We start from the raw sequence: 24,153 nt of genomic DNA on the forward strand, positions 1-24,153 counted from the left end.
GACACCCGGCGGGGTCAGAATCCGATGGCGTCGCGGAGCAGCAGCACGGTCCCGCGCCCGGGCCTGGGCTCCGCGTTGAGGACGAGGACGCGGTTGAGGGCGCTGGGCACCCCGTAGGCCTGCAGGGCGCGCTCGTTCTCCAGCGGGAGGCAGTGCTCTTCGAGGCGGCGCAGCGCGGCGCTCAGGTCGGGCACCACCTTCTGGGCTCCGACGACCCAGATCGCCTGGGGCGCGGCGCCCGCGTAACCCGCCAGCTGGCTTCCGCTGGCCGAGCCGACGACGAGCGAGCCGGTCTCGGTCACGGCCGCGACGCTGCCCACGATGACGTCCGGGCAGGCGAGCAGCCGCCAGATGTCCGCGAGTTGGGTGGCACGGTCCATCGTGGTGCTGCGCGCCTTGACGGAGTCGTAGCGCCCGCTGGTGTTGATGTCGTCGTCGATGCCCGACAGCCGGAGGGTCTCGCTGGCCCCGGTGAACACGGTGGCGCCCTCGGGGATCAGCTCCCTGATGCGGGCGCGTGCGGCGGCGGCGTCATCGAGGATCTCGACGGCGAAGTTCTTCTCCTTCAGCGCGGCGGCCACCCGCTCCAGGCTCTCTGCGGGCGCCGGCTCGGTGAAGTGTGCTTCAGGAACCGAGGTGGTCATGGTCTCTCCTGGCTGCTCGTGCGCGGCGGTTCGCACCTGCCCGCTGGACGATGTGTCCGTGTCATCGGTACGACAAGGCAGGCCGCCGGATTGTGAGGCGGGCGCCGACCTCACATTCCTGCGCGCTGCGTTGTCGTAGGGGTGACAGGCACGCGACGGAGGGACCGGGTTGACGATGACGACCGAGTCGGAGCCGGGGCACGGCCGGCCCGCTCCCGACCTGAGCGCGGTCATGAGCGAGCGGCGTCACCTGACCAACCTCGCCTACCGGCTGCTCGGTTCGCTGGCCGACGCCGAGGACGCCGTCCAGGAGACCTACGCCCGGTGGTACGCGATGCCCCGGACGGACCAGGACGCCATCGCGTCCCCCGGCGCCTGGCTGACGACGGTGGCCAGCCGTATCTGCCTCAATGTGCTCGGCTCCGCCCGGGCCCGGCGCGAGACCTACGTGGGCGAGTGGATCCCCGAGCCGCTGCCCGAGCGCACGGAGTGGGCCGCGGAAAGGTCGGGCGGCTCGCACATGGACCCCGCCGACCGGGTCACCCTGGACGAGTCGGTCGGCATGGCCTTCCTGGTCGTGCTGGAGTCGATGACCCCGGCCGAGCGGGTGACCTTCGTCCTGCACGACGTCTTCCGCTATTCCTTCGCCGAGGTGGCCGGGATCGTCGGCCGCAAACCCGCGGCCTGCCGCCAGCTGGCCTCCTCGGCCCGCCGCCGTATCCGCGCCGCGCGCGCTGCCGGGACCCCGACGGCACGGCAGGCCGGCATCGTCAGGGAGTTCAAGCAGGTGTGGGAGGCCAAGGACATCGACGGCCTCATCGGCCTGCTGGACCCGGACGCCACGGTGGTCGCCGACAGCGGCGGCCTGGTCTCCGCCGTGGCCGAGCCGGTCCAGGGCGCCGAACTCATCGCGCGCGCCTGCGTGGGACTCGCCGAACGGGCCGCACTGACCATCCTGGAGCGCACGGTCAACGGCCAGCCGGGCCTGGTGAGCCGGCAGGACGGCGTCACGGTGGCGGTGCTGGCCTTCGACATCGACGGCGACCGGATCAGGCACATCTGGGCGGTGCTCAACCCGGAGAAGCTGCGCCCCTGGACGACGCCCTGAGCCGTGGGCCGGGCCCCGGCCGCGGGTACGGCCGGGCGACGGGGAGCTGCCCGCCCGCGGGCCCGCCCCGCGGCGGTCCCCCGCTCAGGAGGCGTCGCCCGCCCCCGTCGGCGCCGGGGAGCCCTGCTCCCGCAGCGTCCGCTCGACCGCCTCCCGTACCCGCGTGTCCTCCCGCAGCCGGGCGCGGGCGCGGGCGCGGCGGACGATGAGCAGCGTGCCCGCGGCGGCCGCGGCCAGCAGCACGACCAGCAGCGTCAGCGCCCACGGGACGGCCCAGCCGTGCGCGGTGGCCGTGACCTGCGCGAGCGCGGACGTGGAGCCGGACGCGTCGGTCAGCAGCGGGGTGAGTGTCACCGTCGCGGCCAGCCGGAATCCGGGGGCCACGTCATGGACGGGCACCTTCACCTTCCAGGTCTCGCCGGGCAGCAGGGCCGGCGACGCGGCGACGCCCTTCGCGTCGGCCTTCAGCCACCCGAAGGGCCCGGCGACGGAGACCGCCTGGCGGGCCGACAGGGTGGCGTTGCCGGTGTTGTGGATCGTGTACGTGACGCTTGCGTCGCCGGTCCCGAACGGGTTGGCCGTACCGCTGTAACCGACGTGCAGGTCCTCGACCCTCAGGGCGGGCTTGAGCGCGCCGCTGACCCGCAGCGCGATCTTGATGCCCAGGCGCCGGTCGACGGTGATGCCCTGCGCGGCGTCCGGCTGCTTGAGCGAGGTGAGGATGCCGCCCACGTAGTCGCCTGGCGTGGCGTTGCCGGGGACGGTGACGGCGAAGGGGACGTCGGCGGACTTCCCGGGCTGCACGACGACGCTGTCGCGCTCGGGGCGGGACCAGGCGCCGACGCCGGCGGACTTCTTGTCCCGGGTGAGCAGGTCGAGCCGGCCGGTGGCGGTGGTGAAGCCGTCGGCGGCGTAGACGGTCAGGGTGAGCGGGTCCGTGCCGTGGTTGGCGACGATCATGCTGTCCTTGATCGTGCCGCCGGGATTGATGCTGTAGCCGAAGCTGGACCGCTCGGCCCCGTAGGTGTTGGCCGCCGTCCTGACCGTCCAGCTGACGTCGCTGCCGGCGGCCCGGGCGGAGCCGAGGCCGGCGAGTGTGGACGCGACGGCGATGAACAGCGCCAGGACGAGGGCACGGGCGGCGCTTCGGGTGAGGGTGCGGGTGGTGGTCTGGCGGCACATGGGCGTCGCGTGCATGCGGGGTTCTCCTGGCGCGGGGAGGGCGGGGGGGGGGGGGGGGGGGGGGGGGGGGGGGGGGGGGGGGCGCGGGGCGGCGGGCGGGGGGGCGGGGGCGCCCCCCCCCCCCCCCCCCCCCCCCCCCCCCCCCGGTCGGTTCAGCCGGTGGTGCGGTCAGCCGATCGGCTGCTCAGTGGCTCAGTCGGCCGGCTGCTCAGCGGCTCGGCTGTTCAGCTGCTCAGCGCGGTGATCGTGAGAGTGGCCTGGTAGCTGCCCTTCTCGACGCTGTCCGGGATCTCGAGGCTGAGGTCGGCGCCGAGCTTCGCCGTACCCCGGGTGTGGCCCTGGTCGGCGGAGCCGAGGCCCCGCGAGACCGACAGGCCCTTGCCCTGGTCGGTGTAGCCGGAGGCGACCGTGTCGCCCGCCGCCGCGCCCGCGCCGGCCTGCAGCACGCGCGGGGACCAGCCGAGGTAGGAGCCGGAGAAGGTCTTGCCCGCGTCCCGGAAGTCGCTCACGCCGGCCGAGATCGACCAGGGCGCCAGCGAACGGCGGGTGTCCGACACGGTGATCGGGTTGATCTTGCCGCTCGCCTCGAAGTGGTCGCCGCCCTGCTCGACGGCGGTGCCGAGGTCGACCAGGCCGTTGTTGCCGTCGATCGTCCAACCGAACTCGCCCGGGGCGGCGTTGGGCACGTTGACCTGGATGTCCTGGCCGTCACCGTGGTAGTTGTGCACGGTGAAGTCGTCGACGATGGAGCCGACCGGCTGGGCCTGGGTGGTGTTGTTGCACCAGTTGCCCTTCTCCACCGCGGAGTTCGGGGCCGCGCAGGTGCCGCTGCGGACGTTCTGCACCACGAGCTGGTCGTTGCGCACCTGCACCTTGACGTAGGTGCGGACGTGCTCCTGGTTCTGGACCGAGTTGTACCAGTAGCTGTCCGGGTTCAGCGGGTCGGCGCCGTTGCCCGCGCCGCTGGTGCCGCTGCTGTCCGGCTTGGTGATGTCGTAGTACTTCGATCCCGAGGCCGAGTTCGCCGTCACGTAGACGACGCCGCCGGGGCCCGGGTAGAGCTGCGCATCGCCGGGCTGCTCGTCCGGGTTGGCCTTCTGGCCGTTCTTGATCTCGTAGCTGCGCGAGTAGCTGTGGTCGTGGCCCTGGAGGACCAGGTCCACGCCGAGCTTGGAGAACGTGGTCGGGAAGTCGACCCGCCGGAGCTTGTTGTCCGAGTCCTTCGCGTGGTCGGCCGGCGAGTAGATCGAGTGGTGGTAGGTCAGCACCTTCCACTTCGCCTCGGAGCCGTGCTTGTTGATGACGTCGGTGACGTAGGCGAGGTGCGCCGCGTCACCGCCGCCGCCCTGCGCCGTGGCGTAGCTGTTGCTGTTCAGGTCGATGAACAGCACATCCTTGTAGATGTACCAGTAGTCGCCGCCCGAGGTGCCGGACGCCGGGTCGCCGTTGGAGTAGTACGCCCCCGACTTGTCGGTGTTCGGAGTGGCGAAGTGCTGCTCGTAGGCCTTGCCGCCGACGTCGTGGTTGCCGATGGTGGCCGCCCACGGGTACTGGCGCAGCTTGTCGGGACCCAGGAAGGCGTTCCACTGCGACTCGTTGTTGGCGCTCTCGACCTGGTCGCCGCCGGAGACCAGCAGTTCGGCCTTCGGGTTGGCCGCCAGGGCGACGTCGAGCGTGTCCTTCCAGCCGGCGCCGTCCTCCGCGGTGTCGCCTGACGAGCCGATCTGCGGGTCGCCGAAGAACAGGAAGTCGTAGTTGCCCTCGAAGTCCTGCGTCGTGAAGGAGTACGCGGCCGACCAGTCGTCCCCGCTGCCGACGCGGTACGAGTACGCCGTCTGCTCCTTGAGGTTGGTGATCGTCGCGTGCCGGTTGAAGCCGCCGCTGGTGGCGATGTTGGCCGAGCCGGTCGCGGCGAAGGTCGCGGCGTCGGCAGGGAACTGGCCGTTCACGAGCGAGGCGGTCGGAGCGACCTGGAGCTGCTGCGCGGTGTCGGCCGAGGAGTACCAGCTGACCGTGCGCTGGGTCTCGTCGGCGCCCACGCCGAGGATGACGCCGGTGATCGCGGTGGGCTCCGCGGCGGCGGCGGGTGACACCAGGCCGCTGCCCAGTGCCACGGTCAGGCCCAGGAGCACCGCGGTGGTCCCGGTGGCCACCCGGCGCCGCACAGGCGCGGCGGCCTGTGTCGAGGGTCTTGATCTCATCAGTTCTCTGTTCCTTCTGCGTACGGAAGTACCTGAAGTGGGACCGTCAAGATCCCAGCGCCCGGTTAACCATTGCTAAATACGGTCTTTGCGAAATCTAAACTCTGTGCGCGCCGCGCACATTACTGACCGGGCATCAGTCGGCGAGAATTCGCTGCAGGAACCACACCAGCCCCATGACGAACACGCCCGCCGAAATCACCCCGGTCGCCCGCAGCCCCGCGGCGGGCGCGCGATGCCGCAGCAGCACGAGCACCGGGAAGACGAGCGCGATGAGGGTCAGCTGGACGGCCTCGATGCCGACGTTGAACACCAGCAGCGACCACAGCAGCGTCCACGAGAAGGCGCTGTCGATGCCGAGCGCCCCCGCGAAGCCCAGGCCGTGCACCAGCCCGAAGCAGAAGACCACCCCGAGCCGGGTCCAGCCCGCGCGGTCCAGGCCGAAGTGGCCGCCGCCCGCGGCCTCCAGATCGGTGGCCCGCCCGCCGTGCCGCCACAGCCGCCACAGGTGCCAGCCGGCGACCACCGCGATCGACAGCGCGATGACGGGCTCCACCACCGCCGACGGCACGTCGACCAGGCCGAGCGCGGCGAGCATGAGCGTCACCGAGTGCGCCAGGGTGAAGCTGGTGGCCGCCAGCACGACCTCGCGCAGCCGCCGCGAGCCGGCGATGAGAGCCAGCAGGAAGAGCAGGTGGTCGGTGCCGGTGAGCAGGTGCTCGGTACCCAGCCGGAAGAACTCCCGGAACCGCTCGTACCAGGCCTGGTGAGTGGAGAACACCGGGTGGGCGGCGTCCAGCGCGGCACTGCCCGTGCGGCCGTCGACGTCGTAGGTGACGATCGTCCTGGTGCCGGTGACGTACGTCTCCGCGTCGGGGAACAGCCCGCTGCGCACCTCGTGGTCCACGCCCCGCTTCGGGCAGGTCCAGTCGAGCAGCAGGTCCGCGTACGGGACGCCCTGCCTGCGGCCCATCGTGAAGTCGCCGGACTGCGCCGGGACGCAGCCGGTGCCCTGCGAGGTGACGGAGAAGCGGTCGCGGACGTAGCCGACGGCCGCCTTCCGGTGCGCGTCGAGGGCCGCGGCCTGGGCCTTGGCGTCGCCGGCCTCGAAGGCGGCGGTGCCCGCGCGGAAGAGCGCGTCGTCGTGCCCGGCGTCGGCGGCCGACACCACGAAGAGGTCGTATTCGAGCTCCAGCTTCGTCCGGAGCCGGCCGTCGTCCCCGCCGGTGACATCGACGTACACCACCGAGCTGAAGCCGTGGGCGGACGCGGGCTGTGCCGAGCCCAGGAAGGCGGTCACGGCCACCAGGACCGCGACGACGCCGAGTCGTATTCGGGGGGACACACTGCTCCTTTTGCTGCTCCTTTGCCTGCCAGCGCACGGTGCACGTACCGGATGAACGCAAAGGCGCGTAATGGCGAACGCTGGAAAAACAAGCGCCGGAACAGCCCGGCGGGAGTGAATACCGCGGCGTCCGGCGTAGCAGGATGGCGCCACACCCACGCCACGACTTCGGAGGACGAACGTGTTGCGCCCCACGCTTCTGGCTGTCGCCGCGCTGGCCGCGGCCACCGCACTGGTCACCGGATGCGGCACCGGCGACGACTGGTCGAAGCCCCACCCCCGGCCGTCCGCCGTCGGCACACCCGGCCCCGGCTTCATCGACCCCTCGGACCCGCCCGGCCCTGAGGCGACGGCCACGCCGGAACCGGGCTCGTGGGAGGGCGTCAGCCCGTCGAAGGGCTACCGGGTGGTGCTGCTCACCACGGGCGCCGACCGCCCGACGGCCTCGCTGGTGAGGGCGGTCAAGGACTGGGCGGCCGAGGAGCACGTCTCGCTCCGTACGGTGGCGGCCTCGGGCGCGCCCGACCTGCTGCCCGCCATCACCAGGGCCATGGACATGCACCCCGACCTCATCGTCAGCGCGGGCAACGACTTGATCGACCCGCTCGCCACCGTCACCCCCAACCACCTGTCCCAGCAGTTCCTGGTGGTGGGCGCGGAGTTGGCGGAGCCCACGGGCAACGTCACGTCGGTGGACTGGTCCGGCGCGTCCTTCCGGGGCGAGGGACTGGGCATGTCCTCCACCTACGACGCGGCCTCCTTCACCCCTGAACGCTGCGCGGCGTCGATACGGGCGGGCGTGACGGCGGTGCTCAGCGACCTGACGGGGATCGTGCTGTGGCTGGACAAGGTCTGAGCCGGAGCGGGGCCGGCCGACCCGGCCGCCTTCTTCCGGTCAGCCGGTGCCGGGACCGTGTTCGGCCAGCAGGTCCCAGACCTGTTCCAGGGCCTGGTCGGCGCTGCCGGGAAGGCTGCCCGTGCCTTCGAGGCGCCGCGTGACGGCACGGGCCAATGCGACGCGCCGCGGCGCGGCGGTCTCCATCGCCCGCACCAGGGCTCCGTCGGTGTTGAGGCAGGGCAGCACCGCGAGCCACTCGCCGAGCGGCCCGGTCAGCGGGCCGCTGACCTCCGGCCACCGGCGCCGCACCTCGTCGTTGAGCCGGGGCAACCGCTCGATCCCCTGCCAGGTCGGGTCGAAGGCGCCGAAGCAGAGTCGGCCGACGCGCGCCACGACGATCGCGCCCAGGCACATGGGGCACGGGTGCAAGGTCGTGTGGAGCACGCTGTCGCGTGCGCGGACCTTGTCCGCGGGAACCGCGTCCAGCGCCTCCATCTCGGCATGCGCGAGCAGGCCGCGCGGTGACACCGCGCCGAAGCGCCGGTTGCGCCCGCGGCCGATGATCCTCCGGTTTCCGTCGGTGAGGACGGCACCGACGGCGATGCCGCCGTGCCGGTAGGAGTCCCAGGCCATCTCCAGGGCCGCCTGCCAGGGCGCGTCGAGCGCCGACCAGGCCTCGTCGGCCGATTCCCATGTCGCCATACGTCGGTCCTTCCGTGTGGCCGCCGCCGGCCGTGGCGGCGGGCAGGGCGTTGTGGCACGGCACGCAGCCCCAGGTCACGTCACCGCGCAGGTCGGCCGACGGGCGCGGTGCCGCCAGGTGCCCTGACGGGGTCCTTCGAACGGCCGCTGCCGTGGCCGGTGTCCTTCGGTCTTTCCGTACGCGCGTACATCCGCACGACCGCCGCGCACTGCAGAGCCATGGAGATCGCCATGGCCGAGCAGATGCCGGGCAGTCCCGCACCCGACAGGCCGTACGCGAAGGCCAGTTGGAGCACCACCCCGCACAGGGTGATCCGCGCGAGGGTGGGACTGCCGCCGCTGCCCTCGAACACCCCGCCCAGCGCGATGAAGCAGGCGAGCAGCACCAGGTACGGCCCCGAGCACCGCAGGTAGAGCGCTCCCGCCTCGGCCACCTCGCCTCCGCTGCCGAGCGCCCGCATGACCCAGGGCCCGGCGGCGAGCAAAGCCAGCGCCGCCGAGAGTCCGAGTGCCCCGGCGAGCAGGAGTGCCTGGCCTCCGATGGCCCGCCGCTGCGCGCGTCCGGCGCCGAGCAGGTGGGCGGTGTGGATGGCGGCGGCCTGGCGCACCGCGTAGAAGGCCATGGTCGCGAAGTACATCGCCTTGGTCGCGATCCCGTAGGCGGCTTGGTCGACACCGATCCTGGCGACGACGGCGACCAGGGCGAGCGACCCCGTCATCCGTGCGACGAAGTCGGCCGACATGGGCAGCCCCGTCGCAGCCGTCCTGCGGAGGTCGGCGCGGAGCGACGTTTTCCGGCTCGGGGCCGCACCGGCTGCCTGCCGCAGGACGCCGTTGCGGCGCAGCGCCGCGAGGCCGCAGGCCAGTGCGGCGGTCCGGCCCAGCACCGTGGAGATCGCGGCCCCGCGGACCCCGAGGCCGAACCCCAGGATGAGCAGGGGGTCAAGCGCGAGGATCAGCCCGTTGGCGAGCAGCGCAAGTCTCATCGGGGTGCGGGTGTCGTCGGCGCCTTTGAGCATGCCGTCGACGACATTGGTCGCGAAGAACACCGCGATTCCCGGCAGCGCGATGGAGAAGTAGCCGGCCGCGAGCGGCACCGGGCCGCCGCCGGTCCCCCCGAGTACGAGTCGGGCGAGCGGCTCGCGGCACTCGTACCCGCCGATGGCGACGACGGGCGTGACGATCGCCCACAGCGCCCAGCCGCCGCGAAGGGCGGCGCGCATCGCCGCCGGGTCCTGCGCGCCCCTGGCCCGTGCGACCAGCACGGTGGTGCCCGATCCGGCGACGAGGATGACACCGAGCAGCAGGTTCTCCACGTTGCCTGCGACAGCCACCGCGGCGACGGCCTCCCCGCCGAGCCGGGCCACCCAGACCATGTTGATGATCCCGGCCATGACTCCTGAGAGGAGTTCGAAGTAGACCGGATACGCGAGTGCCACCAGCCTGCGCCGGTGTTCCGCTGCTGCCGATGCTGCCCCCATCGCTCCCTCTCCTCGTTTCGCTGTACATCGAAAAGAGGTACAGCGAAAAGAGATAGCATGGCGGCACGGGACGGGCAAGCGCGCGGACAGGCGCGGGAAGGGGCTCGCGCATGCTGGAGCTGTCGATTCTGGGTTTCCTCTGCGAGGGACCCCTGCACGGCTACGAGTTGAAGGCCCGCATCCAAGGCCTCAGCGGCCACATCCGCCCGGTCAGCGACGGGGCGCTCTATCCGGCCATCTCCCGGCTGGTGAAGGCGGGCCTGGTCGAGGAGCGCTCGGAGCCCGGCAGCGGTGCCGCACGCCGCAGGACCCTGTCCCTGACCGAGGCCGGCCGCACCGAGGTGCGGGCCCGGCTGCGCCACCCCAAGGACGCCGACATCACCGACGGGCAGCGCTTCTTCACGCTGCTCGCCTTCCTGCGCCACCTCCCGGAACGGGCCGAACAGGCCGCGGTCCTCCGCCGCCGGCAGGCCTTCCTCGACACCCCGGCGAGCTTCTTCCACCGCGACGGCACGCCGCTACGGGCCGAGGAGATGCCGGATCTCTTCCGGCAGGGCATGCTCCGCGTCGCCCGCGCCACCAGCGCCGAGGAAAGGAAGTGGCTGGCCGAGGCGATCGGCAGCCTGGAGGACTGAGCGACGTCCGCCGAACGGCACCGGCCTTGGCCGGGAGGCCGTCGCGGAACTCAGCGAGCGCTGTCGGTCAGGATGGCCGAGAGCCGGTCCGGGGCCTCGTCGTACACCGCGTGACCGACCGCCAGTTCGTGGACCTCCCACCCGGGGTCGGTGCGAAGCCGCTCGAACTGGGCGGTGAACGGCGTCGCCGCCCACCCGGAGGCGTGGATGAGGGTTCGCCGCCCCACGCGCTCCATGCCGTCACCGAGGCGGAGCCGCTGGAGGAAGGAGGCGACGGGATGCGGTCGCCTCCTCGGGTCGGTGCCGGGTGACGGGGCCGATGTGCGGCCGTCGGCCCGCGCCCCGGCGACGACCCGCTTCCGGTAGTCCTCGCTGGTCAGGTCCCACCAGGAGTCACCGTCAGCCGGCACGAAGGCGTCACAGAAGACCAACCGGTCGATGGGGCGGGCGGACCGGTCCGCGGCACCGGCCACCACGAAGCCCGCGTAGCTGTGCCCGCACAAGGTGAGGGGCCCGGGCCCGCAGCCGTCCAACGCCGTGAGCACCCGGTCGATGTGGGTGTCCAGGTTCGCCGCCGCGCTGTCCGGCGAAGGGTCCGGCTCCAGGCCGTCCAGGGTGACGGCAACGGCCCGATGGCCCGCTTCCCGCAGCCGGGCCACGATGCCGTCCCACGCCCACGCCCCGTGCCACGCCCCGGGCACCAGGACAAAAGTCCTCTGCTCGTCTTCCGTGTCCGTGTCCGTGTCCGTGTCCGTGTCCGTGTCCATGTCCGTGTTCATGTCCGTGTGCATGGGAGAAAGCCTCCGCCCTCCCCCGGATGGCTGTCGACCGTTAAACTGCCAACCCATGCCCGTACGACGCCAACCCCGCACCGGCCGGCCGAGCGGCGCCGCCTCGATCCTGTGGCCCACGGGCGGCAGGCACCACTGGTCCGCGGGCCAGACCAGCGACCCGCACACCCACTCCTCCGGGCACCTCATCTACGCAGCCCGCGGCGTCCTTTCCGTGCACACCCCCCGTGGCACCTCGGTCGTGCCGACCAACCGCGTCGCGTGGATCCCCGCCGGAGTCGCGCACCACCACCGCGCCCACAGCGCCACCGACATGCGCATCCTCTTCCTCCCGCAGTCCTACGACCGCCTCCTGCCGGACCACCCCGTCGTCCTGCTCGCCGACGACCTCGCCAGGGAACTGCTGCTCACCCTCACCGGGCCGCGCAGCTACGACACACCCGACCCGAGGGACCGCGGCCGGCTGGCCCGGTTGCGGCGCGTGCTCATCGACGAGCTGCACGAGGCCCTGGAGCAGCCGCTCCACATCCCCGAACCCGTCGACGACCGGCTCCAGGCCATCGCCCGGAGGCTGCGGGACGACCCCGCAGACAACACGTCGCTGCCCGACCTCGGCCGCATCAGCGGCGCCAGCTCCCGCACCCTGAGCCGGCTCCTCCAGCGCGAGCTCGGGATGACGTTCTACCAATGGCGCACCCAGATCCGCCTCTTCCACGCGCTGGTGCTGCTCGCCGACGGCCACGACATCACCTACGTCGCGCACTCATGCGGCTGGGCCAACCCCAGCGGCTTCATCGCCGCCTTCACCGACCTCATCGGCACCACCCCCGGGCGCTACCAGCACCAGTGCCGGCCCGACCCGTCCCCCGCGCCCCCCGCGGGGGAGCCCCGCTGACCGCGGTCGGCAGCGCCCGGGTCCGAGCTCTGAGCGGCGAGACCGCGGCACCGGCAGGGTCCCGCGGCGGAATGGAACCCGATCCGGCCCAGCGGCGAAGGACAGGAGAACAACCCGAACAAGCCCAAGCCTTCGAGGCGTTCACACGAACGAAAGGAGCCCCGATGGCCGTCGAACCCCCGGGCGTCCGCACCCGCGAGGAGCATCGCGAGGACAGTGACGCCCGAGCGATCGCGCGGTCCCGGGACGAGCCTGAGCAGTTCGCCGCGCTCTTCGACCGGTACGCCGACGCCGTACACCGTTACGTGGCCAGGCGGATCGGTCCCGAGGCGGCGGAGGATCTGACGGCGGAGACGTTCACGACCGCCTTCCAGCGACGCCATACCTACGACCTCTCGCGTGCCGACGCCCGCCCATGGCTGTTCGGCATCGCGACCAACCTCATGGGCCGGCACCGCAGGGCCGAGGCACGCCGATTCAGGGCGCTCGCGAAGGTTCCCGAGCCGGTCCAGCACGAGGAGCCGGTCGCGGACCGCGCGGTCGCACGGGCCGGCGCCACGGGAGTGCGCGCGGAGCTGGCAGCGGCACTGGCCAAGCTGTCCGCCCGGCACCGGGACGTCGTCCTGCTGGTGGCCTGGGGCGACCTCGACTACGAGGAAGCGGCCCAGGCCCTCGGGGTGCCGGTCGGCACCGTCAGATCCCGGCTCAACAGGGCTCGCAAGAGGTTGCGCGAAGCACTGGGCGGGTCCGATCCGACGGCTTTCCGAGAGGCAGACGCCCATGCGTGACATCGAAGAACTGCGAGTACTGAGGGAGTACGACGCGGGAGCTCCCCCGCTCGACGCCGCCACCCGGAGACGGGTGTGGCTACGGCTGTCCGCCGCGATGGAAGCGGAAGGCCGGCCCGCCCCGGCCGTGCGCCGCCGCCCCGTCCTGCGCATCGCCCTGACCGGCGTGGTCGCGGCCGCGGTCGCCGGCGGTGTCCTGATCGCGGGGCAGGGCGGCGACGGCGGGCAGACGGCGACACCGCGGGAGACCGGTTCGCCTGTCCTGCTGAACGTGAGCGCGCAGACCGTGCTCGACGGTGCGGCCGCCTACGCCCGGCAGCACGAGCAGGCGGCCCACCCGAGGGATGACCAGTTCCTCTACACCAAGGAGATCATCAAGGAGACCAACCAGAAGACCGGCGCCACCAAGAGCTACACCGACGAGGACTGGAGGTCGGTGGACGACTCGAAGCGCTCCTGGGTCATGGAGGTCGGCAAGGGCTGGTGGTCGGAGCCGCTGGAAAACGGCGAGACCCAATGGCCGCCGCAGGACTGGACGACGCTGAAGAAGCTTCCGACCGACCCCAAGAGGCTGATCCTCTCGCTCGCGCCCGGAAGCGACCCGGCCACTCCCACGCCGTGGGCCACACCACCCGCTTCCGGGACCCCGTCGAGTACGGGTGCGACCGCCCTCCCCGGCAACGGGGACGCCTCGCTCAGCGGGATCAGCGACATGGGCTGGTCGATGCTCCACTTCCAGCTCGTCGGCCTGCTGAAGCTGGTCCCGGTGATGCCCGACGGGCTGCGCCCGGCCGCGTACGAGGCGCTCGGCATGATCCCCGGGGTGAAGGTGGCACCCAACCAGAAGGACGCCAAGGGCCGTATCGGCGTGGCCATCAGCTACGACGACCCGACGCTTCCGGCCGGAGTGACCAACTCCGACGACGCCTTCATCTTCGACCCGCAGACCTACGAATTCCTCGGCTTCCGCACCAAGCACTTCTCGGGCCACGGCAAGGACAGGGCCGAGATCGACCAGCTCTCCTCCCTCGACAGCTGGGCCGTCGTCGACAAGGCCAAGCAGCGGCCGTAGCCGGAAGGCAGCGGCCATGAAGCTGGGGGCGTCCGGGACCGAGGGGGGTCCGCGGCCGCCCCCAGTCCACTCCCCGGCCCCCGCCGCCCCGGGTCACGGAGACGGTCACCGGCGAGTGGCACACTGCGGCGCACGACCTCACGCACCGCTTTCCGTACGGCCGCGCCGCGGGTACTGGCCAAGCCCCCGGCGCTGGCCACCCGGTTGGCCGCCGTAAGGACCGAGCCCTCCACGCACCCCTTGAACGACTGGGTGGAGGGCCTGCGTGCCCGCTTGGGCGACGGCGAATCAGTGCTGGGTTTCGACCCGGCCTCCGGCGGTGTGGAGGCCCGGAGCCTCTTCCTCCTGGAACCACCCGGGCAGAAGGCCATGGGCGCCGCACCCGGTCCGGTGAAGTCGCGCCGCTCGCCCGACGATTGACGGAAGCAGACCCCCCACCGCCGCTCCACACCTTCTCGCGCATCACTCGTGTTCCACTCACGGAAGTGTCCCGTTCACCAGAACCACCCCACAACTCCCTAATGTCCAAGCCAAGTAATGGTCAAATGTTCCTGGGAGACTTCTGTGAGTGTTCGAGTGCGCGGTGCACGTCGGTGGGGTGCGCCCCTGGTGGCAGCGGTGGCCGCCGCGTCCGTGACGATGGTGATCAGCCCCACGCTGGGCGCCTCGGCGTCCGCGCCGGAAGCCCAGGCGAAGGCGCGGACCACGGCGAAGAACGTCATCTTCATCAACGGTGACGGCATGGCCGCCGCGCACCGCGAGGCCGCACGGCTGAACCAGACCGGCCTCGACGGGCAGCTGGCAATGGACAAGCTGACCGCGTCCGGTCAGCTCAGCACCACTCCGCACGACCCCAAGGCCGTCATCACCGACTCCGCGGCCGCGGCGACCGCGTGGGCGACGGGCGAGAAGACGTACAACGGCGCGATCAGCGTGGACGTCGACGGGAATCCGCTGGCCACGCTGGGACAGCAGGCCAAGGCGGCCGGCAAGGCGACCGGCCTGGTCACCACGGCGCAGGTCACCGACGCCTCCCCCGCGGCCTGGTTCGCCAACACCGCCAACAGGTCGGCGCAGGACGAGATCGCCCGCCAGTACATCGACGTCTCCAAGCCCGACGTCATCCTCGGCGGCGGCGAGGACTGGTGGCTGCCCAAGGGCACGCCCGGCGCCTTCGAGGACCAGCCGGCCGAGGACCCCTCCGAGGGCAGCCTGGGCACCAAGGGCAACCTCGTCAACAAGGCCAAGAAGGCCGGTTACACCTACGTCACCGACGCCAAGCAGCTCGACAAGGCCAAGGGCGGCAAGCTGCTCGGCCTGTTCGGCAACGAGGAGATGTTCCAGCAGCGCCCCGAGGGCCAGGGCGACGTCTACAGCCCCGTCGTCGACCTGCCGACCATGACCACCAAGGCGCTCGGCACCCTCGACAAGAACAAGAAGGGCTTCTTCCTCTTCGTCGAGGAGGAGGGCATCGACGAGTTCTCCCACAACAACAACGGCACCCGCGTGCTGCAGGCGATGGCCCAGCTCGACAAGACCGTCGCGATCGCCCGCGCGTATGTCGCCACCCACCCGGACACCCTGCTGGTCGTCACCGGTGACCACGAGTGCGGCGGCCTGACGGTGGAGGAGGCGACCGACACCGCGGACGAGTCCGGCACCGGCGTCTCCGCCGAGGACGGCCCGTTCAGCATCCGCGGCAGCGACAAGAAGTTCGTCATGGACTGGACGACGTCCGGCCACACCGGCGCGGACGTGCCCGTGACCGCCAGCGGACCGCTGTCCGACCAGTTCTCCGGCAAGCACCCGAACACCTACGTCCACGACGTCCTGGCCCAGGTGCTGGCCCCCCGCCACTGATCACCCACGAGGTGGACACGGACCCCGGGAGCCGCATCGGCCCCGGGGCCCGCGGTCTTCCCGGGGGCGCAGTCTTCCCACCAGTTTCCCGTGGACGACCTCCAGCCGGACGCCCTCGCGCTCGGCAGCGGCAGCGATGCGTTCGAATTCCTCCGCCTGCATCTGTGACGGTCCTCCACTGACCCCGAGCTCGGCTTACTCCATCGGGAACAACGCCGGGCGCGGGGAGGAACAAGGTGGGCGTCGATCAGGAACTGGGCGCCAGCTTCACCCACTTGGCGACGCTGGGCACGCCCTTGTCGTCGAGCAGGAAGAGCATGTAGTAGCCGGGCGGAGCCGCCTTGGCGGACGGCGGGGCCTTCAGTTCGAGATGGTTGCCCGAGCGGCTGGTGATCTGGAGGTCCAGGTGCCGCTGGCTGGTGTCCACCGAGTGGGTGGAGGTGATCGGCGCCAGCAGTACCGCCCGGCTGACCTGCGCCGGAGTGGTCGTGCTGACCCGCATGGCGGCGCCGTAGCCGACCGGGCCTGCGGGCGCGCTGCTGAGATTCGGGCGGGCGCCCTGGTGCAGGTAGGCGGGCTCGTAGATCTCGATCGTGCCGTTCTGGCCCGATGTGATGTCCGGGTTGTTGGCGATCTGCTGGAGTTCGTCGCCGGTGACCATGATCCGGCCGTCGGGGAGGATGACGGCGTTGGAGTGGTAGCCGCGCGGCAGGCGCTGGGCCGGACCGAGGGTCCATTTGCCTGCGGCGTCGCGCATCTCGGTCTGGCGGTATTTGAGATCGGCGTTGGGGTTGAGGTCACCGTTGCCGTAGTTGCGGATGTCGTAGGCACCGTTGACCGTGAGCAGGGTGCCGTCGGGCAGGATCAGGGTGTCGTCCTGGGTGCGGCCGAACGCGCGCGGGGTGTCCTTGTGCCACGCGCCACCGGAGAACCGGTAGGTGTTCGGGTCGTTGCGGTTCCCGCCGAGAATCAGGACCGAGTCGGGCCCCTGGGTTCCGTTGGGCAGCGCGATGGCCGAGCCGTAGTTGCGCAGGCCCCCGTCGGGACGGTCGGGAAGCTGCGTACGGGTCTGGTCGGCCGGGTCGAAGCGCCATTCCTGGTCCGCGTCACGGCCGAAGCCGTAGATCTTCCCGTCGTTCAGCGAGAACAGGTGCGGGTAGTCCATCCGGTAGGGGGCTTCGGTCTTCCACTGGCCGATGGCGGCACCGTCGGGCGCCTTCCCCGGGTCCGAGGTGACGGGGTCGCCCGCCGCCGGGAACTGCTCGATGACCGGGGTCGGTGTGCCCCAGCCCAGCTCGGACTGGCCGGACATGATGACCTGGCGGCCGTCGGCGCCGGTGACCACGGTCGGGTACCAGCGGCCGACGGACAGGTCCTGCTGCTGGTGCCAGGTCTCGGTCCACGGGTCGAAGACCAGCGCCAGCTTGGCTCCCGTGCCGCCGTTGCCGCCCAGGTTGCCGCCGAACACGCCGATCATGCCATTGGGCAGGTAGGAGTGGCCCGCGCAGAAGAAGGGGGCCGGCCGCGGTTCGTTCGTCCCGTCCGGCATGTTGACGACCGGCGGCGGTACCGCCTTGAAGGCCGAAGGACCCTCACCGGCGGCCGGATCCCAGACGTAGGCGCGACCCGCGTTGCGGCTGCCGATGACGTCGGTGGGAGCGGGCTCCTTCTGGGGGTTGTCCTCGACGCTCTCGAAGGAGAACAGCAGCACCTTGCCGGTCGGCAGGAGGGCCACATGGACGCCGAAGTCGGGGCTGGAGAAGTAGTCGGTGAACTTCCCGAACACTGCCGGGTCGAACTTCGCGTTGTCCTTGGCCTGTGTATCGGTGAGCATCTTCAGGCGCAGGGTGCGGGTGGTCTGCGGGTAGCCGGTCTGGACAGCCCGCACCGCGCGGTCCCCTGCCCCGGGGTCGGAAGCGGCCGAGGCGGCGGAGAGCGGCGCTGTCAGAACGGCGGCCGCGCCCAGGGCGAGCACGGCGCCAAGGGCTGCCCGCGAACCCAGCCGTCCGTTGCGGGACCTCGAACGTGATCTGTTTGGTGACATCGGACTCCTCACCCCGGCCGCATGGGCGGACGGGGCAGACTGCGTGCGGCATGCGCGCGCCACAGCGGCGAGCACATCATCACTGACAGTAATCATGAGATCACGTTTGGTTCGTAGCTGGAGGTGGACGCGGGATCGAATCTCACACAGTCACTCGATAGTGGTCACTCTGAGTGTCTGACCGGGTGTCAGCTCAACGGCGTGCTGCAATGGCCGCAACCGCTTAGGCGGAAGTGCGAGGACATCTGTAAGGAGCGCAGCCAGTGATCAGCAGGACTCTCACGCGCGCCGCCGCGGCCGTGAGCACCTCGGTGCTCGTCGTCATGGTCGGCGGCGGAGCAACAGCCGTCGCGCAGAACGGGGTTCAACCGCAGGCAGTGCCCGGGAGCGTGATCAAGGCGGGCGCCGACGGCAGCCCGAGGACACTGATGTGCCCGCCGGAGGAGAGTGTCCTGAGCGGCGGCTTCGTCCTCTCGGCCCCCCAGGGCCGACACCTCGGCCGAGCCGCGGCCGACCTGGTGGAGAGCCGGCCCACCGAGGACGCCACGGGTTGGATCATCGCCGTACGCAAGAACCTCGCCCCTGCGGCGCACGGCCGCTCGGCCGCGCACGGCACCCCCGCCGACCTCACGCTGTACGTCGTCTGCACCCAGGGCGAGAACACGCCCGGCGGCTGACGACCGTCCGCTCCGCGACGGCGGTCCCGCTTGAGCGCTCACGCAGGACCGCCGGCCGTCCCGCTCTTTTCCCGGCCGTACGGCCTGGCCTGCACGGCCTTGCACCCGTCGGCCACCGCCCTGGTGGACGAGTCGGCGCCCCCGGGCCCTCACTGACTGCGGCGCACTGTCGAGGGCCGGCGCCCCGGCCGCAGCCCGCGCGCAGGGTTTCGGCACGGTGCGAGTCAGCTCGCCCGAGCGCTCACCCCGGCGCAGGTCCACTGCTGGATCGAACCCTCAGGAGTAGGGCAGCAGCGTCGCGGTTTCCAGTTCGAAGCCGAACGGCTCGGGGATGCTCAGGATTTCACCGAAGTCGGCATCCTCCCGACGGTGGTACTTCCCGCCGTCGGGTCGGCTGAAGAGGGTGACGGTCTTCAGCCCCGCGTCGACCACGAGGTAGAGCGGAATGCCCATGATCGGGTAGTCCCTGAGCTTGCCGACCCAGTCGTTCTCCGGGTTCGACGGCGAGACCAGCTCGACGGCGATGACCGCTGTCTCCGCCGGGACCTGGTCGTCGGTGGTGTCCAGAACCTCGGCCGGCAGGTAGGTCAGGTCGGGATTGCGGCTCTTGCCCACTCCAGGGGACACCAGGTCCGTGTTCTCGCTCGGCACGAGGTCGCTGGGGCTGTGCGCGTCGAACTGGCGCCTGACCACCAGGAGGTTGCGCTGGTGGATACCGGAGGGGCCGACCAACATGACGATGGTGTCGCCGGAGAGCTCGACCTTGAACCCGTCCGGCAGACTCCCGCGGGCCTCGTTGAGGAGTGCGAAGTGCTGCGGGTCCATGTTGCGGTGCCTCCCGAGAGCGAGCCGACCGGCCTTCCACCATAGTGGGGACTTGTCGCCCGGAATCTGCGCGGCTCGTGAGCGCCACCAGTGGTCCGGCGCCCGACCACCGGGACCAGAACCGAGACCCACCGACGGCGGGACGCCTGCCCCGCACTGGGCAGCGGCCCGGCCAGGGCAGAAAAAAGAGCCCCCTGTCGGGTTCGAACCGACGACCTACGCTTGACAAGATCTCTTGGGGCTAGCGGCTGACCTGCGGTGACGCGGCCGTCGTGCGGCTGAACAGCACAAACGATGTTCGGCTCTTGCCAGCGGTACGAGTGGGTTGCCGTGCCCATGTGTGCTGAATCCGTGCCTCACGTGCCGCCGCACTCCTCGGCTCTACGGCCACGTACGCCGGATGGCCCACTCGCCAACTGCGTGGGCTGCTGGGCCCTTGCGTTCCTCGCCTGCCTGTCTCACACCAGGCACCCGCCCCGTCGGCCGGTCGGCGCGTCAGCGCACCCAGTCCTTCAGCGGCTCAGTGTCCAGGGTGATACCCACAGGAGCGGGCAAGGAGATCGTCTTTCCGAAGGGGCGCCGGGCGATCATGCTGTAGGCGCCATCGTCGGGCTCGCTGTACACGAGCGTTTCGCACGCATCCCGGTCGATCAGCAGGTACACCGGGATAGCGGTCTCCGCATAAGCGCGCGGCTTCTCTTCGCGGTCCCGCTTGTCTGTGTCGGTGTCGTACGACGTCACCTCGACCACCATCACCACCCGGTCGGCGGTCGCCCATTCCCCGTGACCGGCAAAGCTGCCCTTGGGCGCCAAGGCCCCGTCCGGCTTCGCGTGACCACTGCGGTAGGTCTCCACCTTGAGGCCGCGTTCCGGGTAGAGCCAGAGGTCCGGGCGCTGCTGCATGCAGTGCTCCATGACCCAGCGGATGATCTCGTCGTGATCCCCGTCCGGCACCGCTTTGACTCCCAGTTTCCCGTGGATGAACTCCAGCCGGACGCCCTCGCGCTCGGCGGCGGCAGCGATGCGCTCGAACTCCTCCGCCTGCATCTGCGGCCGATCCTCAGTGACAGTCATCGCGCGCCTCGCTCCTCCACGCCCGCTCCTGGAAACACGGCACACGCACAGTCTAGGGATTCGGCCGCAGACACGTCGGATTCACGGCGGGTGGTCATCGACGCCCAGCCCCCTGTCGGGTTCGAACCGACGACCTACGCTGTACAAGTACGCAAGCGATCCTGACACGCCATCTCCAGGAGTGCCGCCAAATCTCGTTTTCCCTGATCAGCAGGCACGAACAGGGTTCGCTCGTGCTAGCCGATGTCGGCGCTTCCAAAGGCGTCCGCGCTCCCCCTGCGCTCCCATCGCCGCTTTTAGTCCACCAGGTCGGACCACTCTGACAAGGCGAAGGTTCCACGACGTTGTAGCAGCATTACCAACGCACTCGCGAGGAGCCCAGCGGCCCAAGATCCGACGCCCGAACCCACCGCGACCCGGTCCTCACTCATCCCATGGTTGTCCTATCTACAAGGGCAGCCGTAGCCCCAACTCACCTGGAGTTTGGGTCTGGTGCTCGATCGGGCGACGTCTTGACCTGTCACCCGCCGCTGCACCAGACCCGAACGCGCCGAGGCCAGCTGAGTACCTGCACACGGGAGGCTCGCCCGATAACTGCCCGCATCAGAGCCGAGGTGGCCAGTGGAGGGACGGCACACCGAGGGCCGACTGCACCTGCTGGGCCGAGGTCGCGCCGACGATCGTGGTGGACAGGACGGGTTCGGGCAGGAGCCAGGCCAGTGCGACCTCCGAAGGTTCCGCGTCGAGCTGCCCGCACAGGCCGTACAGTCCCGCACCCGGCCGGACCCGAGGCCGAAGACCAAATCAGTCCGTGGCGTTGTTCAGCAGGGCGGGGCAGGTGCCGCCGGGTGCGGTGCGAATCTCGAAGTGCCACATCTCGTTGGCGTAGACCTGGCACAGGCCGTAGCGCGAACCGTGCTGGATGAGCCAGTCGTCGGCGTCCGTCGGGCCGATGTCGACGGCCTTCCCCTGAACATGCGTCGACTTCTCCGGGGTGTTGACGTACTGCCGCGCCGTCCGGAGGCTTCCGTACTCATGCACGGCGTCGTCCAGCAACCGCTGCTGATGCGCCTTGCTGCGCCAGCCCGACGTGACGCGGAAGGTGATTCCTGCCCCCTTCGCGTCGTTGTCCGCCTGCTGCAGCGCCTTCAACAGGTCAGGAGCGAGACGGGAGACGGCGGAATACTGCGTGTCGAAGGGCGTGACATCACGGCCGGAGGGAATTTCACCGTCGTCGGCCTGCAATGCCGGAGCGGTCCGCTGCGACGCCGGACCGTTCGCGGTCAGCTGGGACCGTGGGGGCGTGCGCGGGGAGTGCGAAACCTCGTAACCCACCACAGCCAGCACCAGGAGAGCACTGATCCCGCCGAGCAGCCAATAGCCGTTCCACCGTTTTCCCCGCTCAGCGCCGGAACCGGCAGGGCCGTTTCCTCGTGCGTAACCGCCGGCACCGCGAGGAACGCCGATTCCGGTGTTTTCGGAATAACGCTCCTGCGTCTCGTCGCAGGGAATGGGCCCCATGGTCGCCTCCGGGTCTGGCGTCGTCGGCGTGCGCCGATGTGTCGGAATTTGCCTCCAGTACAGGGCAGGCCGTGTTGCGAGGCCGTATCGGATTTTCGATACGCTCCCGATATGCGCTCTGCCGTTCACTGACCCGGCAAGGGGTGGTTCCTGATCGGCACGGCAGGGCAGGCTCCCCGGCTGCGCCACCGGGCAGGCCGTAGGCTGGAACGGCGACAGGGGGGACCGACAGCGGAGACGGAGAGGCCTGATGCGAGTACTGGTGATCGAGGACGAGCTCTACCTCGCCGAGGCGGTACAGGCGGGCCTGCGGCTCGAAGCGATCGCCTCGGACATTGCCGGGGACGGCGATTCCGCCCTGGAAAGGCTGAGCGTCAACACCTATGACGTCGTGGTCCTCGACCGGGACATCCCAGGAACTCACGGGGACGACGTATGCCGCGTCATCGTCGAACGGGGATGGGGTTGCCGAGTACTGATGCTCACCGCTGCCAGCCGGCTACGGGAGAAGGTGACCGGCTTCGAAATGGGTGCGGACGACTACCTGACCAAGCCCTTCGAACTGGCGGAACTCGTGGTACGCATCCGCTCGCTGGCACGCCGCCCGAAGACCGGCCGGCCGCCCGTTCTCGAATATGCCGGAATTCGGCTCGACCCCTTTCGCCGCGAAGTGTTCCGGTCCGGGCACCACATATCCCTCACCCGGAAACAGTTCGCTGTTCTGGAGGTCCTCATGACCGCACGGGGCGGTGTGGTCAGCGCGGAATCGCTGCTGGAAAGCGCCTGGGACGAAAATGCGGATCCTTTCACCAACGCGGTACGCATCACCATCTCCACCCTGCGCAAACGCCTCGGCGACCCGCCGGCGATCGTCACGGTGCCCGGCGTCGGGTACCACCTGGACGAGCCGGAAACCCTGCGGTGACCGGCACCACAGGCCACCGCGCTCCGGCGCCTTCCTCTGCCGCGCCAGCCGCGCAGCATGCGGCGGCAACCGCGGCAGAGGTGTCGAACTGGCGGCCTCGACGGCTGACCGCGCGTGCGCGGCTCACCCTCAGCTATGCGTTCTTCGTCGTGGTGGCCGGCACGTTCACCCTGGCGATCATCTATCTGTCGATGCGGTTCATCCCCGACTACCCGCTGACCGCCTCCAACCCTCGGGAATCGTCCGCTGTCGCCAGCCGCCAGGACATCCTGGACGCGATGCTGAAGGCCTCCGGATACGCCGTGCTCGCCTTGCTGGCCATCGGCCTGGTGGGTGGCTGGCTGATCGCCGGCCGGGTGCTGCAGCCTTTGCGGGACATCACCCGTGCCGCGCACCGGGCCGCGGCCGGTTCCCTGGAGCACCGGATCGCGCTGCACGGCCGACGCGACGAGTTCACCGACCTGTCCGACGCGTTCGACCACATGCTGGAGCGGCTCCAGCAGTCCTTCGAGTCCCAGCAGCGCTTCGCCGCGAACGCCTCGCACGAACTGCGCACCCCGCTCGCCATCACCCACACCATGCTCGACGTCGCCGCCGCGGACCCCGCGGGCCAGAACTATCCGCGGCTCGTCTCGCGACTCCGGGAGACTAACCAGCGGGGCATCGAGATCGTCGACGCGCTCCTCGACCTGGCCAACCTCGGCCACACCACGCCGGACACCGAACCGCTGGACCTGGCAGCCACCACGGCCGACGCCCTCGCCCTCGTCGGCGAGGAGGCAGGACGTCGTGGCGTCGCCCTCCACAGCCGCCGCGATCCGGCCCCGGTCACCGGGAACCCGGTGCTGCTGCGCCAGTTGACGGTCAACCTGCTGCACAACGCCATACGGCATAACCTGCCCGCCGACGGCTCCATTTCCGTGACGACCGGGCCGGATCCGCACGACCGGCTCCGCTCCCTGCTTTCCGTCACCAACACCGGACGACGCCTGCCGGACACTGTCGACACGCTCACCGAGCCCTTCCTGCGGGGCGAGGGCCGGACGGCCGCGGCCGGTGACGGCCACCGCGGGCACGGTCTGGGACTCTCCATCGTGGCGAGCATCGTCAACGTGCACAGGGGCGACCTCCGGCTGACTCCCCATGCCGAGGGCGGGCTGACCGTACAGGTCTCCCTGCCCACCTGCTGACGCGGTCCGGCGGCCGACGACCGTGCCGCTTCGCGTGGCCGCGGTGGAACCACGAGGTCCGGCCCGGAGCACCCGGTCCGTCCGCCTGCTGCACGATACGCCGACGATATGGCTGGTATCGCATGCTCGTCGCAACGAGCGAACGCGACCTGCCTCACGGGGCTTCCGATTACGGACCCTGTCCCTGAACCGCGCGTACCGCTCCCTGACTAGTGAACGGGAGAAACGCACATGCTGCGAAAAACCGGCGGAACAAAGCTGGGTCACGTCCGCTGGAGTGGTGTATCGACGGCCACTCGGTGATCTTGTTGCGAGGCTATGCGGTGAGTTCGGTGGGCAGGGCGGTTTCGTCGGT

Annotated in this window: 22 protein-coding genes; 11 read left to right on the forward strand and 11 right to left on the reverse strand. The window is 70.6% G+C overall.

The window, feature by feature from the left end:
• Positions 1–14: 14 nt before the first annotated feature.
• On the reverse strand, positions 15–644 hold the full coding sequence (locus ACGFMP_RS32515) for an LUD domain-containing protein (RefSeq protein ID WP_393677024.1): 630 nt from the start codon (positions 642–644) through the stop codon (positions 15–17).
• Positions 645–819: 175 nt separating this feature from the next.
• Here ACGFMP_RS32515 and sigJ point away from each other — a divergent pair, with 175 nt between their 5' ends.
• Positions 820–1,752, forward strand: coding sequence for an RNA polymerase sigma factor SigJ (gene sigJ / locus ACGFMP_RS32520; RefSeq protein WP_393677026.1), 933 nt, complete (start codon positions 820–822; stop codon positions 1,750–1,752).
• Between the two features lie 84 nt (positions 1,753–1,836).
• On the opposite strand, the gene ACGFMP_RS32525 is transcribed toward sigJ, so the two are convergent.
• The 3 genes from ACGFMP_RS32525 to ACGFMP_RS32535 form a co-directional block, all read right to left on the reverse strand.
• Entirely contained in the window at positions 1,837–2,949 is a 1,113-nt protein-coding gene (locus tag ACGFMP_RS32525; protein ID WP_393677027.1) for a WxL protein peptidoglycan domain-containing protein, read from the reverse strand.
• A 209-nt stretch (positions 2,950–3,158) separates the two neighbouring features.
• On the reverse strand, positions 3,159–5,135 hold the full coding sequence (locus ACGFMP_RS32530; RefSeq protein WP_393677029.1) for a fibronectin type III domain-containing protein: 1,977 nt from the start codon (positions 5,133–5,135) through the stop codon (positions 3,159–3,161).
• Between the two features lie 136 nt (positions 5,136–5,271).
• Entirely contained in the window at positions 5,272–6,480 is a 1,209-nt protein-coding gene (locus tag ACGFMP_RS32535; RefSeq protein WP_393677030.1) for a HupE/UreJ family protein, read from the reverse strand.
• A gap of 181 nt (positions 6,481–6,661) precedes the next feature.
• On the opposite strand from ACGFMP_RS32535, the gene ACGFMP_RS32540 reads away from it, so the two are divergent.
• Complete coding sequence (locus tag ACGFMP_RS32540; protein WP_393677032.1) at positions 6,662–7,336, forward strand: hypothetical protein; 675 nt, start codon at positions 6,662–6,664, stop codon at positions 7,334–7,336.
• 39 nt (positions 7,337–7,375) lie between these two features.
• Here the strand turns inward: ACGFMP_RS32540 and ACGFMP_RS32545 are convergent, their stop codons facing one another.
• On the reverse strand, positions 7,376–8,020 hold the full coding sequence (locus ACGFMP_RS32545; protein ID WP_393677034.1) for a nucleoside deaminase: 645 nt from the start codon (positions 8,018–8,020) through the stop codon (positions 7,376–7,378).
• Positions 8,021–8,100: 80 nt separating this feature from the next.
• On the reverse strand, positions 8,101–9,501 hold the full coding sequence (locus ACGFMP_RS32550) for an MATE family efflux transporter (RefSeq protein WP_393677036.1): 1,401 nt from the start codon (positions 9,499–9,501) through the stop codon (positions 8,101–8,103).
• 110 nt (positions 9,502–9,611) lie between these two features.
• On the opposite strand from ACGFMP_RS32550, the gene ACGFMP_RS32555 reads away from it, so the two are divergent.
• The gene (locus ACGFMP_RS32555; RefSeq protein WP_393677037.1) at positions 9,612–10,136 is read left to right on the forward strand and encodes a PadR family transcriptional regulator; all 525 of its coding nucleotides are present in this window, start codon (positions 9,612–9,614) and stop codon (positions 10,134–10,136) included.
• Between the two features lie 50 nt (positions 10,137–10,186).
• Here ACGFMP_RS32555 and ACGFMP_RS32560 read toward each other — a convergent pair whose 3' ends face one another.
• The gene (locus tag ACGFMP_RS32560) at positions 10,187–10,927 is read right to left on the reverse strand and encodes an alpha/beta fold hydrolase (RefSeq protein ID WP_393677039.1); all 741 of its coding nucleotides are present in this window, start codon (positions 10,925–10,927) and stop codon (positions 10,187–10,189) included.
• A gap of 55 nt (positions 10,928–10,982) precedes the next feature.
• On the opposite strand from ACGFMP_RS32560, the gene ACGFMP_RS32565 reads away from it, so the two are divergent.
• The 5 genes from ACGFMP_RS32565 to ACGFMP_RS32585 all read left to right on the forward strand — a co-directional run bounded on the left by ACGFMP_RS32565 (position 10,983) and on the right by ACGFMP_RS32585 (position 15,542).
• Positions 10,983–11,822, forward strand: a complete 840-nt coding sequence (locus ACGFMP_RS32565; protein ID WP_393677040.1) for an AraC family transcriptional regulator — start codon at positions 10,983–10,985, stop codon at positions 11,820–11,822.
• Positions 11,823–11,986: 164 nt separating this feature from the next.
• Complete coding sequence (locus ACGFMP_RS32570; RefSeq protein WP_393677042.1) at positions 11,987–12,610, forward strand: RNA polymerase sigma factor; 624 nt, start codon at positions 11,987–11,989, stop codon at positions 12,608–12,610.
• Positions 12,603–13,682 (forward strand): CU044_5270 family protein, encoded by a 1,080-nt coding sequence (locus tag ACGFMP_RS32575; protein WP_393677044.1) that lies wholly within the window; start codon positions 12,603–12,605, stop codon positions 13,680–13,682. Before ACGFMP_RS32570 ends, ACGFMP_RS32575 begins: the two co-directional genes overlap by 8 nt.
• A gap of 240 nt (positions 13,683–13,922) precedes the next feature.
• Complete coding sequence (locus ACGFMP_RS32580; RefSeq protein ID WP_393677045.1) at positions 13,923–14,102, forward strand: hypothetical protein; 180 nt, start codon at positions 13,923–13,925, stop codon at positions 14,100–14,102.
• Between the two features lie 219 nt (positions 14,103–14,321).
• Positions 14,322–15,542, forward strand: coding sequence for an alkaline phosphatase (locus ACGFMP_RS32585; RefSeq protein WP_393677066.1), 1,221 nt, complete (start codon positions 14,322–14,324; stop codon positions 15,540–15,542).
• Positions 15,543–15,789: 247 nt separating this feature from the next.
• On the opposite strand, the gene ACGFMP_RS32590 is transcribed toward ACGFMP_RS32585, so the two are convergent.
• Positions 15,790–17,430, reverse strand: a complete 1,641-nt coding sequence (locus ACGFMP_RS32590) for a galactose oxidase-like domain-containing protein (RefSeq protein WP_393677047.1) — start codon at positions 17,428–17,430, stop codon at positions 15,790–15,792.
• Positions 17,431–17,849: 419 nt separating this feature from the next.
• Here ACGFMP_RS32590 and ACGFMP_RS32595 point away from each other — a divergent pair, with 419 nt between their 5' ends.
• The gene (locus ACGFMP_RS32595) at positions 17,850–18,263 is read left to right on the forward strand and encodes a hypothetical protein (RefSeq protein WP_393677049.1); all 414 of its coding nucleotides are present in this window, start codon (positions 17,850–17,852) and stop codon (positions 18,261–18,263) included.
• Between the two features lie 276 nt (positions 18,264–18,539).
• On the opposite strand, the gene ACGFMP_RS32600 is transcribed toward ACGFMP_RS32595, so the two are convergent.
• The 3 genes from ACGFMP_RS32600 to ACGFMP_RS32610 all read right to left on the reverse strand — a co-directional run bounded on the left by ACGFMP_RS32600 (position 18,540) and on the right by ACGFMP_RS32610 (position 21,683).
• Entirely contained in the window at positions 18,540–19,088 is a 549-nt protein-coding gene (locus ACGFMP_RS32600) for a Uma2 family endonuclease (protein WP_393677051.1), read from the reverse strand.
• A 495-nt stretch (positions 19,089–19,583) separates the two neighbouring features.
• Positions 19,584–20,162, reverse strand: a complete 579-nt coding sequence (locus tag ACGFMP_RS32605; RefSeq protein ID WP_393677052.1) for a Uma2 family endonuclease — start codon at positions 20,160–20,162, stop codon at positions 19,584–19,586.
• 804 nt (positions 20,163–20,966) lie between these two features.
• Positions 20,967–21,683 (reverse strand): M15 family metallopeptidase, encoded by a 717-nt coding sequence (locus ACGFMP_RS32610; RefSeq protein WP_393677054.1) that lies wholly within the window; start codon positions 21,681–21,683, stop codon positions 20,967–20,969.
• Positions 21,684–21,933: 250 nt separating this feature from the next.
• On the opposite strand from ACGFMP_RS32610, the gene ACGFMP_RS32615 reads away from it, so the two are divergent.
• Complete coding sequence (locus ACGFMP_RS32615; protein ID WP_393677056.1) at positions 21,934–22,608, forward strand: response regulator transcription factor; 675 nt, start codon at positions 21,934–21,936, stop codon at positions 22,606–22,608.
• A gap of 80 nt (positions 22,609–22,688) precedes the next feature.
• Positions 22,689–23,798: a sensor histidine kinase gene (locus ACGFMP_RS32620; protein WP_393677057.1), complete on the forward strand. Its 1,110-nt coding sequence runs from the start codon at positions 22,689–22,691 to the stop codon at positions 23,796–23,798.
• Positions 23,799–24,153 lie beyond the last annotated feature (355 nt).

Origin of the sequence: Streptomyces sp. NPDC049040, assembly GCF_043197715.1 — a bacterium.
Classification (GTDB): Bacteria; Actinomycetota; Actinomycetes; order Streptomycetales; family Streptomycetaceae; genus Actinacidiphila.

Coding starts and splice junctions, on each gene's coding strand:
- ACGFMP_RS32600 (WP_393677051.1), bottom strand. CDS start 19,088: ATGGACCCGCAGCACTTCGCACTCCTCAACGAGGCCCGCGGGAGTCTG.
- ACGFMP_RS32530 (WP_393677029.1), bottom strand. CDS start 5,135: ATGAGATCAAGACCCTCGACACAGGCCGCCGCGCCTGTGCGGCGCCGG.
- ACGFMP_RS32545 (WP_393677034.1), bottom strand. CDS start 8,020: ATGGCGACATGGGAATCGGCCGACGAGGCCTGGTCGGCGCTCGACGCG.
- sigJ (WP_393677026.1), top strand. CDS start 820: ATGACGACCGAGTCGGAGCCGGGGCACGGCCGGCCCGCTCCCGACCTG.
- ACGFMP_RS32515 (WP_393677024.1), bottom strand. CDS start 644: ATGACCACCTCGGTTCCTGAAGCACACTTCACCGAGCCGGCGCCCGCA.
- ACGFMP_RS32605 (WP_393677052.1), bottom strand. CDS start 20,162: ATGACTGTCACTGAGGATCGGCCGCAGATGCAGGCGGAGGAGTTCGAG.
- ACGFMP_RS32570 (WP_393677042.1), top strand. CDS start 11,987: ATGGCCGTCGAACCCCCGGGCGTCCGCACCCGCGAGGAGCATCGCGAG.
- ACGFMP_RS32615 (WP_393677056.1), top strand. CDS start 21,934: ATGCGAGTACTGGTGATCGAGGACGAGCTCTACCTCGCCGAGGCGGTA.
- ACGFMP_RS32585 (WP_393677066.1), top strand. CDS start 14,322: ATGGTGATCAGCCCCACGCTGGGCGCCTCGGCGTCCGCGCCGGAAGCC.
- ACGFMP_RS32560 (WP_393677039.1), bottom strand. CDS start 10,927: ATGCACACGGACATGAACACGGACATGGACACGGACACGGACACGGAC.
- ACGFMP_RS32565 (WP_393677040.1), top strand. CDS start 10,983: ATGCCCGTACGACGCCAACCCCGCACCGGCCGGCCGAGCGGCGCCGCC.
- ACGFMP_RS32525 (WP_393677027.1), bottom strand. CDS start 2,949: ATGCACGCGACGCCCATGTGCCGCCAGACCACCACCCGCACCCTCACC.
- ACGFMP_RS32555 (WP_393677037.1), top strand. CDS start 9,612: ATGCTGGAGCTGTCGATTCTGGGTTTCCTCTGCGAGGGACCCCTGCAC.
- ACGFMP_RS32550 (WP_393677036.1), bottom strand. CDS start 9,501: ATGGGGGCAGCATCGGCAGCAGCGGAACACCGGCGCAGGCTGGTGGCA.
- ACGFMP_RS32575 (WP_393677044.1), top strand. CDS start 12,603: ATGCGTGACATCGAAGAACTGCGAGTACTGAGGGAGTACGACGCGGGA.
- ACGFMP_RS32610 (WP_393677054.1), bottom strand. CDS start 21,683: ATGGGGCCCATTCCCTGCGACGAGACGCAGGAGCGTTATTCCGAAAAC.